This is a genomic window from Nocardia sp. NPDC057668 (genome assembly GCF_042799795.1).
GTDB lineage: Bacteria > Actinomycetota > Actinomycetes > Mycobacteriales > Mycobacteriaceae > Nocardia.
Genome location: NZ_JBHVIC010000003.1, coordinates 617,632 through 630,588, shown reverse-complemented (window position 1 = coordinate 630,588; position 12,957 = coordinate 617,632). Strand labels below are relative to the sequence as shown.

Annotated in this window: 11 protein-coding genes and 1 riboswitch; of the genes, 7 read left to right on the top strand and 4 right to left on the bottom strand. The window is 68.2% G+C overall.

The window, feature by feature from the left end; all coding sequences use genetic code 11:
- Positions 1-89: 89 nt before the first annotated feature.
- Both ACFVBH_RS21480 and ACFVBH_RS21475 read right to left on the bottom strand, forming a co-directional pair.
- Positions 90-1,478, bottom strand: coding sequence for a DUF2252 domain-containing protein (locus tag ACFVBH_RS21480; RefSeq protein WP_354988581.1), 1,389 nt, complete (start codon positions 1,476-1,478; stop codon positions 90-92).
- A gap of 123 nt (positions 1,479-1,601) precedes the next feature.
- Positions 1,602-3,278 (bottom strand): GMC oxidoreductase, encoded by a 1,677-nt coding sequence (locus tag ACFVBH_RS21475; protein ID WP_379003712.1) that lies wholly within the window; start codon positions 3,276-3,278, stop codon positions 1,602-1,604.
- A gap of 156 nt (positions 3,279-3,434) precedes the next feature.
- Between ACFVBH_RS21475 and ACFVBH_RS21470 the strand changes: the two genes are divergently transcribed.
- The 7 genes from ACFVBH_RS21470 (at position 3,435) to gcvP (ending at position 10,715) form a co-directional block, all read left to right on the top strand.
- Positions 3,435-4,049, top strand: a complete 615-nt coding sequence (locus ACFVBH_RS21470; protein WP_354988582.1) for a CDP-alcohol phosphatidyltransferase family protein — start codon at positions 3,435-3,437, stop codon at positions 4,047-4,049.
- 66 nt (positions 4,050-4,115) lie between these two features.
- A complete protein-coding gene (gene gcvH / locus ACFVBH_RS21465) occupies positions 4,116-4,514 on the top strand; it encodes a glycine cleavage system protein GcvH (RefSeq protein WP_354988583.1) in 399 nt (132 codons plus the stop codon).
- A gap of 184 nt (positions 4,515-4,698) precedes the next feature.
- Positions 4,699-5,178, top strand: coding sequence for a glycogen accumulation regulator GarA (garA, locus tag ACFVBH_RS21460; protein ID WP_354988584.1), 480 nt, complete (start codon positions 4,699-4,701; stop codon positions 5,176-5,178).
- Between the two features lie 44 nt (positions 5,179-5,222).
- The gene (locus ACFVBH_RS21455) at positions 5,223-5,984 is read left to right on the top strand and encodes a MerR family transcriptional regulator (protein WP_354988585.1); all 762 of its coding nucleotides are present in this window, start codon (positions 5,223-5,225) and stop codon (positions 5,982-5,984) included.
- A 157-nt stretch (positions 5,985-6,141) separates the two neighbouring features.
- Positions 6,142-6,615, top strand: coding sequence for a bifunctional nuclease family protein (locus ACFVBH_RS21450; protein ID WP_354988586.1), 474 nt, complete (start codon positions 6,142-6,144; stop codon positions 6,613-6,615).
- Between the two features lie 268 nt (positions 6,616-6,883).
- Complete coding sequence (locus ACFVBH_RS21445) at positions 6,884-7,456, top strand: MerR family transcriptional regulator (RefSeq protein WP_354988587.1); 573 nt, start codon at positions 6,884-6,886, stop codon at positions 7,454-7,456.
- A 143-nt stretch (positions 7,457-7,599) separates the two neighbouring features.
- Positions 7,600-7,717, top strand: a riboswitch (glycine riboswitch).
- Between the two features lie 40 nt (positions 7,718-7,757).
- A complete protein-coding gene (gene gcvP, locus ACFVBH_RS21440) occupies positions 7,758-10,715 on the top strand; it encodes an aminomethyl-transferring glycine dehydrogenase (RefSeq protein WP_379003705.1) in 2,958 nt (985 codons plus the stop codon).
- A gap of 118 nt (positions 10,716-10,833) precedes the next feature.
- Here gcvP and ACFVBH_RS21435 read toward each other — a convergent pair whose 3' ends face one another.
- Complete coding sequence (locus tag ACFVBH_RS21435; protein WP_354991667.1) at positions 10,834-11,244, bottom strand: hypothetical protein; 411 nt, start codon at positions 11,242-11,244, stop codon at positions 10,834-10,836.
- 102 nt (positions 11,245-11,346) lie between these two features.
- Entirely contained in the window at positions 11,347-12,957 is a 1,611-nt protein-coding gene (locus ACFVBH_RS21430) for a VWA domain-containing protein (RefSeq protein WP_379003702.1), read from the bottom strand.

The following is a 12,957-nucleotide window of genomic DNA, read 5'->3' as shown; positions in this document are numbered from 1 at the left end:
TCGAATCGTTACCGGTCATGGTACGGAGGCTCCGCACCGGCAGGACAGATTTGGCGCCCATCGATGTGTCGATGGGCGGGTCGGGCGGGTCAGCCGGCGTCCACGGGTAGCCGGCCGTCCTTGACCGCGGTGACCAGCTCCGCGTGATCGGCCTCGGTCCGGTCCGCGTAGCGCACCGCGAACGCGGCCACCGCGTCGTCGAAGGGCTCGCCGTCCGTCAGATAGCCCGCGACCAGGCGCGGATCCACCGACCGCGCGTGCGCGCGGGCCAGCAGCGCCCCCGCCAGCCGGCCGTAATCGTCGAGGTGATCGGCGTCCAGCGCGGCGAGATCGATGCTGCCCTTGAGATTACGGAACTGGCGCACGATGAACGGCAGCTGCACGCCGCCGATGCGCAGCGAGGTCCAGCCCAGCAGAATGTCGGTCTCGGCCTGAACGTGCCTGGCGCCCTGCACGATTCGCTCACCCTCGTGCCGCGGCGGCACCGGCGGCAGGAACGGGGTCAGCGCGGACGGCCCGGCCTGCTTGATCTGCAGCACCAGCACTTCGCCGCCGTTGCCGTGCAACAGCGCCAGATAGCTGTGCAGGCCCACGCTGCCGGTGCCCACGATGCGGAAGGCCACGTCGGTCACCGAGAAGCGCGCGATCAGATTGCGCCGCGACTCCCGCAGCGTGCTCACGTAATCGGTGAGCCCGTCGATCACCGCCTCGATCACCGGCTCGCCGACCGCGGTCAGCAGCGGCGGATCCGGCACGAATCTGCGCTTGCGGTACCCGGTGTGGTGGTCCTCGAGGTGCTCGGTCCACTTGCGCACCACTTTGGCGCTGTTGTTCTTGCGCGCCTTCTTGGCGGCCTTGCGGAAGTCGTCCAGCAGGGCGTCCGCGCTGGACTTCGCGATCACCGACTCGTCGGGCAGCGCGGTCCACGAGGTCAGGAAGGGCTGCTCGGCCAGCTCGGTCACCGCCTGGCGGTAGGAGCGCGCGGCGTCGGCGGCCGCGGCCCGGCACTCGGCCTCGCTCGCTCCACCCTCACGGCCCGCCAGCACCAGGCTCGCGGCCAGCCGCTCCAGATCCCATTCCCACGGGCCCAGCACCGTCTCGTCGAAATCGTTGATGTCCATGACGATCTCGCCGCGCGGGGTGCCGTAGAGCCCGAAATTCGCGGCGTGCGCGTCACCGCACAGCTGCGCGGCCAGCCCGCTGGTCGGCCCGGCCGCCAGATCGGCGGCCATCAGCCCCGCCGAACCGCGGAAGAAGGAGTAGGGGGAGGCCGCCATCCGCGCCACGCGCAGCGGGACCAGGTGATCGAGCCTGCCGCGATTGCTGGTCTCGAGGAATTCCAGCACGCCGGGGCGATCCGGAGCGGCCGCGGCCCGGTCCCGGGATTGGACCGGCGTGCGTTCCCGCAGCGCCCGGCCGCGCTCCCATACCTCCTCGGCCGAGACGGGGGTACGGAAGTCGATCACATTGGAGCACACGACAATCCAACTTACCGGTGCGCACGGGCCCGCGCCTAGCCGAGCGGAGGCCGTTGACCGCCCGGGCGATGAGACCCCGGACACACCGCGACCGGCCCGGGTATCGGGCCGGCCGCGAGTCGATCAGGCCACCGGGAAGATCGGCAGCCGCAATGCGCCCGGCGCGAACTCCGGCACGGTCGGCTGTTTCGGCTGCACCGGCGCGATGCGGCGGTAGGCCGCGCCCAGTTCGGGCCGGGTATCGACCTCGTCGCGGTTGGGCCAGAACGCCATCGCGCGCTCGGCCTGGGCGGTGATGGTCAGCGACGGATTCACACCCAGGTTCGCGGTCACCGCCGAACCGTCGGCCACGTGCAGCCCGGGGTAGCCGAACACCCGCTGATACGGATCGACCACGCCCGATTCCGGACCCTCGCCGATGACGCAGCCGCCGATGTAGTGCGCGGTCGCCGGGATGTTGAACACGTCCATGATCAGGCTCTGCACATCGCCGCCGACCTTGGACCCGAAGCGCCGCCCGACCTCGTGCGCCACCGGCAACCAGGTCGGGTTCGGCTGACCCGTGCCCTGCCGGGTCTTGAGCTGCCCCCAGCGCCGGTACGAGGTGAGCGAATTGTCCAGCGACTGCATGACCAGCAGGATCACCGACTTGTCCGAGGCGTTGCGGGCGTTGAGGCTGCGCGCGAACACCACCGGATGCAGCAGGATCGCCAGCAGGAAGCGCAGGAACCGGAACGCGCCACCGTCCACGATCGGCACCGACAGCGGGAACAACCCGTTCTGGCCCTTGCCGTAGTGGCACACCTCGATATGGGTGTTGGGCTCGGGATGAATCGAGGAGGTGATGGCGATGCCCTGGGCGAAATCATCGCGCTCGCGGCTCACCACATTCAAGATCGCCTCGGAGTTGGAACGGGTCAGTTCACCCAGTCGAGGGGACAGATTCGGCAGCACTTTCTCGTCCCGCATCCGGTGCAGCAACTTCTGAGTTCCCAGCGCGGCCGCGGCGAACACCACCTGTTCGGCGGTGAAGGTCTTGCGGTCCTTGCGAACCCAGCGATCCGAGCGCACCGTCTCGAGCGCGTACCCGCCGCCGGTCATCGGCCGCACCTTGGTGACGGTCCGCAGCGCGAACACCGCCGCGCCGGCCTGCTCGGCCAGGTAGAGGTAGTTCTTGGGGGTGGTGTTCTTGGCGTTGTGCGGGCAGCCGGTGAAACAGCGCGCGCAGTGCACGCAGCCGTTGCGGCGCGGCCCGACCCCGCCGAAGTAGGGGTCGGCGACCTCGGCGCCCGGATCGGCCTCGTTGAAGAAGACGCCGACATTGGTGGCGTGGAAGGTGTCGGCGACCCCCAGGTCCTCGGCGACCGCGCGAATCACCTCGTCGGCGGGCGTCATTCGCGGGTTCGGCGCGACCCCGAGCATGCGCTGGGCCTGGTCGTAATAGGGCGCGAGCTCGGCTTTCCAGTCGGTGATGTGCGCCCACTGGCGATCGGTGTAGAAGTCCGGCAGCGGTTCGTAGAGGGTATTGCCGTAGATGAGCGAGCCGCCGCCGACGCCCGAGGCGGAGAAGACCGCGCACTTGCCGAGCACGCTGATTCGCTGGGTGCCGGTCATGCCCAGTCGCGGGGCCCAAATGGCCTTGCGCACATTCCAATTCGTCTTCGGGATATCCTCGGCATTCCAGCGGCGGCCGGATTCCAGCACCGCGACCCGGTACCCCTTCTCGGTCAGGCGCAACGCGCTGACGCTTCCCCCGAAGCCGGAGCCGATCACAACGACGTCGTAGTCGAAGTCGGGCATGGTCTTTCCTCTCGCATGCCGGGATGTAGATGAGATAGTTCCCCACTCATTCTGTCACCCGCGTCGTATGGCGGAGACCATATCCTCCCCCGTATCGACCGGCCACGCGGCGTGCCCGGATGGTCACCGGGCCGTCGGCGGTGTAAGAACCAGGTGGTGACAACCGAGCGCAACCACGCCGAACCGGTGTACAGCGACCGCATCCTCACCGTCCCCAATGTGCTCAGCATCATCCGGCTCATCGGGGTGCCGGTGTTCCTGTGGCTGCTGCTGGTGAAGGAGGCCGACGGCTGGGCCTTCGCCCTGCTCATCGCCAGTGGCATCACCGACTTCCTGGACGGCAAGCTCGCCCGGCTGCTCGACCAATCCTCCAAACTGGGTGCCATTCTCGACCCGCTGGTCGACCGGCTGTATCTGCTGGCGACGTTGGGCGGCTTCCTGATTCGCGGCATCCTGCCCTGGTGGGTGGTGCTGATCCTGGTGGCCCGCGACCTGATCCTGACCCTCACCCTGACCGTCTACCGGCGCCGCGATCTGCCGCCCCCCGACGTCATCTACCTGGGTAAAGCCGCCACCTTCGGCCTCATGTCCGCATTGCCGTGGCTGCTGGCCGGCCAGATGGACTGGGCCGCCGCGGGATTCGGCCGCGCCTTCGGCGGCGCGTTCCTGATCTGGGGTACCGCGGTGTACGTCTGGACCGGCATTCTCTACGTGGGCAAGGCCATCGCCGTGGCCCGAGCCATACCGGCCGCGTCGAGTGGTGATCACTAGCCATTAGGGTGTGTGCACACGGATCGACGAGATCCCGAAAGGACGCCCGTTGAAAGGACACCGCCTGTGAGCGACCTACCCGATGACCTGCGCTACACCGAAGAACACGAATGGGTGCGCATCACCGGTCCCGCCCGCGTGCGGGTGGGCATCACCGACTACGCCCAGTCTCAGCTCGGCGATGTCGTCTTCGTGCAGCTGCCCGAAGCGAATGCCGATGTGGCCAACGGGGACAGCATCGCGGAGGTGGAGTCGACCAAGAGCGTCTCCGACATCTACGCCCCGCTGGCCGGGAAAGTCGTTGCGGTGAACGAGGTTCTGACCGCCGCGCCGGAAACCCTGAACACCGATCCTTACGGCGACGGGTGGATCTTCGAACTCGAACTCGACTCCGAGGAAGTGCTCGAAGCCGCCTATGGTGACCTGCTCGATGCCGCAGGTTATCAAGGAGTTATCGGAGGCTGAACCAGCCTTCACAGTTCTACCTGCACGGGCACGCCCCAGCAGGGTACGGTCAATGCCAACAGATGTGCGGTAGCCGATGCCCCGGGATTTCCGGACTCGCCCAACGCGAGAGCGCCCGGCGATCGACACTCTGAGGGCATCAACTGCTTGCATGGATTAATTCGGTTCGAGGAGGAGAGCAAGGGTGAGCGAGAACAAAGACCCGGGTTACCAGGAGACAGCAGCTGAGACCACATCGGTGTTCCGTGCTGATTTCCTGAACGAGGTCGAACCGTCGCGCACCGAGCAGCAGCCCGGCAGCGAGGCGCCGGTCGGAGTCGAGGGTCTGCCCGCGGGCGCGGCCCTGCTGGTGGTCAAGCGCGGACCGAACGCGGGTTCGCGATTCCTGCTCGATCAGCCCACCACCTCCGCGGGACGCCACCCGGACAGCGACATCTTCCTGGACGATGTCACCGTCAGCCGTCGGCACGCGGAGTTCCGCCAGGACGACGACACCTTCCAGGTCGTCGATGTGGGCAGTTTGAACGGCACCTACGTGAACCGGGAGCCGGTGGATTCGTCGGAGCTGCAGAACGGCGACGAAGTACAGATCGGCAAGTTCCGGCTCGTCTTCCTCACCGGTCCGCGCCCCGCGTCGAGCGATTCGGCGGCGGGCGCGCTATAGGGCCGAGCGGAATGACAGGCGCAGCGCAGTGGACGCGCGGAGGTATGTCGATCGGCTCCGTGCTGGATTTGCTGCGTCCGGACTTCCCGGACATCACCATTTCGAAGATCAGGTTCCTCGAATCGGAGGGCCTGATCAGCCCGGAGCGCACCGCTTCGGGCTACCGCAGGTTCCACGTCGCGGACGTGGAACGCCTGCGGTTCGTGCTCACCGCGCAGCGGGACCAGTACCTGCCGCTCAAGGTGATCAAGGAACAGCTGGAAGCGATCGACAGTGGGGCCGCGACGCTCGGAGTACGGGAAGCCCGTGCCCGAGCGCTCGGGGAGGCCTCCCTCGCGGAAGGGACCGCGGCGGCCGCACCCGGACCGGCGCGATTGAGACGGCTGGGCGTCGTGCCCGGTGAGGTATCGCCGGAGGAACTCCGGTTCGATCACGAAATCCGGGTTCCCCGTGCGGATCTGCTGCAGCAGGCCGGGATCGACGAGAAGTTCCTGACCGAACTCGTCCGCGCCAACCTCATCACCCCCGGCGCCGCCGGCTACTTCGACGCCGACGCCGTGACGCTCGCTCGCACCGCCAAGGCGCTGAGCGAATTCGGTTTGGAGGCAAGGCATTTGCGGGCCTTCAAGCTCGCCGCCGATCGCGAGGCGGCCATGGTCGCCCAGATCGCCGCCCCCATCGCCAAGAGCCGCGACGCCGATGCCCGCGCCCGCGCGGAAGAGACCGTGCGCGAGTTGGCGGCATTGTCGCTGACGCTGCACACCTGCCTCGTGAAGGCCTCTGTGCGCGCTTCCCTCGGGGGCTGAAATCTTCGCCTAGACTCGGTGATACGGCTGGCCTTGCTGTTCCTAGCGGGCAGCTTGCGAGTATGGGAGGCAGTGCGATGAGTGAGCGCAGTAGGCGAATCAGTCAACACAGTGCGGCTTCGCGCATGATCGCGGGCGGCGCCGGGCGGGCACGGCGATGAGCGAGATGCGTGTGATCGGCATTCGTGTCGAACAGCCACAGAACCAGCCCGTGTTGCTGCTTCGCGAAGTGTCCGGCGATCGGTACCTGCCGATCTGGATCGGGCAGGCGGAAGCGACCGCCATCGTGCTCGAACAGGAAGGCGTGACGCCGATTCGGCCGCTGACCCACGATCTCATCAAGATCCTGATCAAGGATCTCGGGCACACCTTGAAAGAGGTGCGGATCGTGGATCTGCAGGAGGGGACCTTCTACGCCGATCTGATCTTCGAGAACGATCTGCGCGTGTCGGCCCGGCCCTCGGATTCGGTCGCGATCGCCCTGCGGGTGGGGTGTCCGATCTACGCCGAGGAGCCGGTGCTCGAGGAAGCCGGACTGGTCATGCCGGACGAGCGCGAGGACGAGGTGGAGAAGTTCAAGGAGTTTCTCGAATCCGTCTCGCCGGATGATTTCAAGGCCACCGACAGTTAGAGAGAACGGGGCGGCGGGCATTTCGGGCGTTTGTCCGAGTGTCCGTCGCAGTCGTATCCGGGGGGCGGCCGAATTGTTATCTCGACCTGTACTTAAGGTCTAGAAACACGCCGCTCATCACGCTTGGTTCAACGCCGATACTCCCTAGACAATCAGGAGAGTAGCCTCGACAGTCAGGCCACGCTCCAGCGTCGATGCAGTGTTGAATTTGGGACACGTTCACCTTCGGGACACGAGCCCTGATAGGCCAGCAGTAAGGGAGTAGTCAGTGGGAGACCAACCGCAACCGCAGGATGTGGTGCAGCCAGGGCTGTTCCCCGATGACACGGTTCCGGACGAACTCGTCGGATACCGCGTGCCCAGCGCCTGCCAGGTGGCTGGAATCACGTATCGGCAGCTCGATTACTGGGCTCGCACCGGACTCGTCGTGCCATCGATTCGCAGCGCCACCGGATCGGGCAGCCAGCGCCTGTACTCGTTCAAGGACATCCTGGTCCTGAAGATCGTCAAGCGACTGCTGGACGCCGGGATCTCGCTGCAGAACATCCGCATCGCCGTGGACCACCTACGCAGCCGCGGCGTCGAGGATCTGGCCGGCATCACCCTGTTCTCCGACGGCACCACCGTGTACGAGTGCTCCTCGCCCGAGGAGGTCGTCGATTTACTGCAGGGCGGTCAGGGCGTCTTCGGCATCGCGGTCAGCGGCGCCATGCGCGAGCTCACCGGCGCCATCGCCAATTTCCCGGCCGAACGGGCCGAACCGAACACCACGGTCTCCGACCGTCCCGAGGACGAGCTGTCCTTCCGGCGCAAGGCACGGATGAACCGCAAGACCGGCTAGCCACGGCTCGGCAGACCCGGCGAACGCGCCACCGTGAAGGTGGCGCGTTCGCCGTTTCCGAGTAATGCCGAACACGCCGGGACTGTGAAACCGGACCAGGCAACATTCTCGTAACCCGGCGACCCTTAGACTTGGCAGTGCGTCGCAGCCGTGCGGGAGAGCCCCGGGTATGGATGTCCCGTCCGGGGCAGCCGGATCCGGGCGCCGAAGGAGCAGCACCTCCCCGTCAATCTCTCAGGCACAAGGGACCGTGCGGAGTTTCGACGCCTCTGGAAAGTGATGGTCCACGAGCCATCCGCCCATGGTGAAAGGGATTCGGCCACAAGGCCGGAACCCGAATCTCTCAGGCGCCAAGGACAGAGGGGGAGGGCAGCAGCCCGTCGGCACACCGCCGACCCCGCCCACCCTTGGAGCCCTCGTGACCTGGACTCGTACCTTTGCCGACCGCCACATCGGACCCGACAGCGGCGAACTCGAGCGCATCCTGTCCGTCGTCGGCGTCGCCTCGCTGGACGAACTGGCCGCGCGCGCGGTGCCCGCCAGCATTCTGGACGCGGCGACCGGCAACGGGCTCGCGGTGCTGCCGCCCGCGGTGAACGAGCACGAGGTGCTGGCCGAACTGGCGGCGCTGGCGAACTCGAACACGGTGGCCACCACCATGATCGGGCTCGGCTACTACGACACCCTCACCCCGCCGGTGCTGGTGCGCAACCTCATCGAGAACCCCGCCTGGTACACCGCCTACACCCCGTACCAGCCCGAGATCAGCCAGGGCCGGCTCGAGGCGCTGCTCAACTTCCAGACCATGGTCTCCGACCTGACCGGCATGGACGTGGCCAACGCGTCGATGCTGGACGAGGCCACCGCCGCGGCCGAGGCGATGACGCTGCTGCAGCGCGCGAATCGCTCGAGCAAGTCCCAGCGCCTGCTCATCGACGCCGATCTGTTCCCGCAGACCCGCACGGTGCTGTTCACCCGCGCCGAGCCCCTCGGCATCGAGATCGTCGAGGCCGATCTGGCCGACGGCCCCCTGCCCGAGGGCGACTTCTTCGGCGTGCTGCTGCAGCAGCCGGGCGCTTCGGGCCGCATCGTGGACTGGACCCCGGTCATCGAGGCCGCGCACGCGCGCGGCGCACTGGTCGCGGTCGGCGCGGACCTGCTGGCGATGACCCTCATCACCCCGCCCGGCGAACAGGGCGCGGACTGCTGTTTCGGCACGACCCAGCGCTTCGGCGTCCCGCTCGGCTTCGGCGGACCGCACGCGGGCTACCTGGCCGTGCGTACCCCGCACGCGCGCCAGCTCCCCGGCCGCCTGGTCGGCGTCTCGGTCGACGCCGACGACAACGTCGCCTACCGCCTCGCGCTGCAGACTCGTGAGCAGCACATCCGCCGCGAGAAGGCGACCTCGAACATCTGCACCGCCCAGGTGCTGCTGGCCATCGTGGCCGCCATGTACGCCTCGTACCACGGCGCGGACGGGCTGCGCTCGATCGCGCGCCGCGTGCACGGGCACGCCCAGTGGCTGGCCGCCGGGCTCGGTGACGCCGTGGTGCACCAGAACTACTTCGACACCGTGCTGGTGCGCGTGCCCGGCGGCGCGGAGTCCATCGTCGCCAAGGCCAAGGGCGCCGGGATCAACCTGCGCCTGGTCGACGGTGATCACGTCGGCATCGCCTGCGACGAGGCGACCACCGACGCGCACGTGGTTGCGGTACTGGACTGCTTCGGCGCGGAGATCCCCGTCGGCCCGGAAGGCGCACTGCTGCACGGCAAGCAGCGCCCGCACATCGAGAACCGGACCTCGGAGTACCTGACCCACCCGGCCTTCACGCGCTACCGCACCGAGACCGCCATGCTGCGCTACCTGCGCGGGCTCTCGGACAAGGACATCGCGCTGGACCGCAGCATGATCCCGCTCGGCTCCTGCACCATGAAGCTCAACGCCGCCGCGGAGATGGAGTCCATCACCTGGCCAGGCTTCAACCGGGTGCACCCGTACGCGCCCGTCGAGGACGCCCCCGGCCTGATCCGCCTGGTCGAGGATCTCGAGGGCTGGCTCTCCGCGGTCACCGGCTACGACCGAGTCTCCCTGCAGCCCAACGCCGGTAGCCAGGGCGAGTACGCGGGGCTGCTGGCGATTCGCCGGTACCACCTCGATCGGGGCGACACCCACCGCGACACCTGCCTGATCCCCTCGAGCGCGCACGGCACCAACGCCGCCTCGGCGGCCATGGTCGGTATGCGGGTGGAGGTCGTCAAGACCAAGGCCAACGGTGATGTGGATCTGGACGATCTGCGCGCCAAGATCGCCGACCACGCCGAGCGGCTGGCCTGCATCATGATCACCTACCCGTCCACGCACGGCGTGTACGAGCACGAGGTCGCCGAACTCTGCGCGATGGTGCACGACGCGGGCGGTCAGGTGTACGTGGACGGCGCGAACCTCAACGCGCTGGTCGGTCTCGCTCGCCCGGGCAAGTTCGGCGGCGACGTCAGCCACCTGAACCTGCACAAGACCTTCTGCATCCCGCACGGCGGCGGCGGCCCGGGCGTCGGCCCGGTGGCGGTGCGCGAGCACCTGGCCAAGTACCTGCCCGGTGATCCGCTGGAGACGGGTTCGCACGCGGTGTCCGCGGCCAAGTACGGCTCGGCCTCGATCCTGCCGATCACCTGGTCCTACATCCGCATGATGGGCGCGGACGGGCTGCGCGCGGCCACGCTGACCGCCATCGCCTCGGCCAATTACATTGCGCGCCGCCTGGATCCGCACTTCCCGGTGCTGTTCACCGGCGACAACGGCATGGTCGCGCACGAGTGCATCCTGGATCTGCGCGAGATCACCAAGCGCACCGGCGTCACCGTCGACGACGTGGCCAAGCGCCTGGCGGACTACGGTTTCCACGCCCCGACCATGAGCTTCCCGGTCGCGGGAACCCTCATGGTGGAGCCGACCGAGAGCGAGAATCTCGAGGAGATCGACGCGTTCATCGACGCCATGATCGCCATCAAGGGTGAGATCGACCAGGTCGAGGCGGGCGTGTGGCCGGTCGAGGACAACCCGCTGCGCGGGGCCCCGCACACCGCCCAGTGCCTGGTCGGGGAGTGGGAGCACCCGTACAGCCGGGAGACCGCGGTCTACCCGCAGGGCCTGCACGGCGCGCGGGCCAAGGTGTGGCCCTCGGTGCGGCGCATCGACGGCGCGTACGGCGACCGCAACCTGGTCTGCTCCTGCCCGCCGCTGGACTCGTACGCGGAGTAGATGTTTCGGGCCTGTGCGCCCGAGCCGATCGCGAAAAACGCTGATCACGAAAAACGCAGCGCCCCATCGGTTCCCGGAACCGGTGGGGCGCTGTGCCGTCGACGCGGCGCGTGCGGCGTCAGGCGGCCGACGGCTTCCAGGTCGCGATGGCCCAGATGACGACGACGTTCAGGGCGATGATCAGCAGCGACCACGCCGGGTAGTAGGGCATGGACAGGAAGTTCTCGATGATCGAGAACGCCGCCAGGATGATGGCGATCACGCGGGCCCAGTCTCTGCCCGCGATCAGGCCGATCGCCACGATGACCTCGAGGGCGCCCATGATGATGTGAATCCAGCCCCACGCGGTGGTGTTGAATTCGTAGACGTAGCCCGAGTTGATGACCAGCAGATCGTCCGCCGCGACGGCGGAGATGCCCTGCAGGATCGACAAAACACCGATGACCATGAGCAGAATGCCCGCCGCGATGGAGGTGCCCGCCGCGAAGCCCTGCTTGACCGAGTTCCCGGTTTCCGCATTGTGTGTCATGTGCCGAATATGCCACTTGTTTGCTAGCACATGTTGCAGTGTGGAGATCGTGTCGCGAGTGGTATCCGGCCGCGACCTGTCCGCAATCCGGCCGGACGTGGCTCAGGGTGTGGTCAGGGCCTTCACCATGGCGGTGCCGAAGGCCAGATCATTGGTGGTCGGCACCTTGGTATAGGTACCTCCCGTTCGTTCGCTCAGGGTTTGCAGTGTCTGCGTTCCCGCGCCGCCGATGACGATCACGTCGACCCGCACCGGTTTGGCCGGATCGGCGGCCGTGGCCAGCTCGGCCAGCAGCTTCTCCCCGGTGACGGGGGAGTCGTCATCGGGTCCGTCGGTGATGAGCAGGATCGAATTGGTGCGCGCCTTCGCGTAATCGGCGACGGCGTTGCGGTAGGCGGCCTGCAGGGTCGGGTAGGCGCGATCGGTTTTCGAGGTGCCCGGGGTGACCCCGGCCAGCCCCCGGGTCAGGGCCGCGCGCTGGTCGGCGGTCAGTGGCGCGACCGGGGTGACCACGCGGTACGGGGTCTCGCCGTCCACGTTCTTGGCGTATGCCCATACGCCCAGGCCGAATTCCGGCGGCATCACCTGGGTGGTGGACCCCAGCGCGGCGATCGCGGTGGCCAGGCGGGTGGCCCCGCCCTCCTGGGTGGACATGGACGCCGAGATGTCCAGCAGTACCGTGGCGCTCACCCCGAGCACCGGATGCGCCACGATCTTGTTCACCTGTTCCAGCACGGCCTTGGGCGGTGCGGGGGCGGTCGCCGGGGGAGCGGCCCCGAAACCGTTGTCGGTGAACAGCTTCGACTGCTCGGGTGCGCGCAGGAAGTCGGCGAACAGCGTCGCGGCCAGCTTCTGCGACTGATCCAGCCAGTTGCCGCTGATCTGGGCCGCCGGATAGTCGTGCACCGGGCCGTTGCCGGCCGGCCGGAACGCGGTGAGCGGGGCCTTGGTTCTGATCTGCTGTTCGGTGGCGGGCACCGCGTGTACCGCCGCCCCCGCATCGGCGGCCGCGGCCAATTCGGTCAGCGCGGCGCCGGTGTCGGCCGCCGCCGCCGCGGGCGCGCCGGCGGCGAGCAGGGAGATCGCCGAGACCACCTGACCCGCGGCCACGGCCTTGTCGTCCAGTGGGTCGGTGCCCGAGACGCCGGAGCCCACGGCCGCGGCCACGGCCAGCGCGCTGTCCCCGGGCGGCAGCGCCAGCTTCAGCCCGCCCCAGCCGTCGAGGCCGATGTCGCCGAGCGAGCCCTGTTGCAGGCGCGGCAGATCCGCCCAGTTCACCGGGGCCGCCTCCAGGGCGCGGCGCAGTTCGTCCGGCACCGCGAGCGCGATCGGGCTCACCGCGATGGGCGCGGGTGTGCCCGCGATCAGGCCGGGCACCCGCATGAGCTCGATCGACCGGGCGGAATCGGGGATCCACAGACCCGGTTGCGGTCCGAGATCTCGGTTCCAGGGTGCGCCCGACGTGAAGGAGGCGACCACGGCCGCGGTGGGCCGCGGGTTCACCGCCACCTCCGCGCAATGGTCGCGGACCTGCGGATTCGTCGCGTTGAAGCGGTCCGCCGCGGCCTGCACCGGAGCCGCGATCTCGGGGTCTACGGTCACGTTCAGGGTGGCGGTGCCCTCGACGCAAGCGGCGGCCGCGGCGTTGTCGCGATTCTCCGCACGCTGCTGTAGCCACGCCCAGCCGACCACGGCGAGCGCTAAGACGATCAC

What these genes read in the sequence shown, in the direction of transcription:
- ACFVBH_RS21475 (WP_379003712.1), bottom strand. Translation starts at nt 3,278, where the DNA reads ATGCCCGACTTCGACTACGACGTCGTTGTGATCGGCTCCGGCTTCGGG.
- ACFVBH_RS21455 (WP_354988585.1), top strand. Translation starts at nt 5,223, where the DNA reads ATGTCGATCGGCTCCGTGCTGGATTTGCTGCGTCCGGACTTCCCGGAC.
- ACFVBH_RS21450 (WP_354988586.1), top strand. Translation starts at nt 6,142, where the DNA reads ATGAGCGAGATGCGTGTGATCGGCATTCGTGTCGAACAGCCACAGAAC.
- gcvP (WP_379003705.1), top strand. Translation starts at nt 7,758, where the DNA reads ATGGTGAAAGGGATTCGGCCACAAGGCCGGAACCCGAATCTCTCAGGC.
- ACFVBH_RS21435 (WP_354991667.1), bottom strand. Translation starts at nt 11,244, where the DNA reads ATGACACACAATGCGGAAACCGGGAACTCGGTCAAGCAGGGCTTCGCG.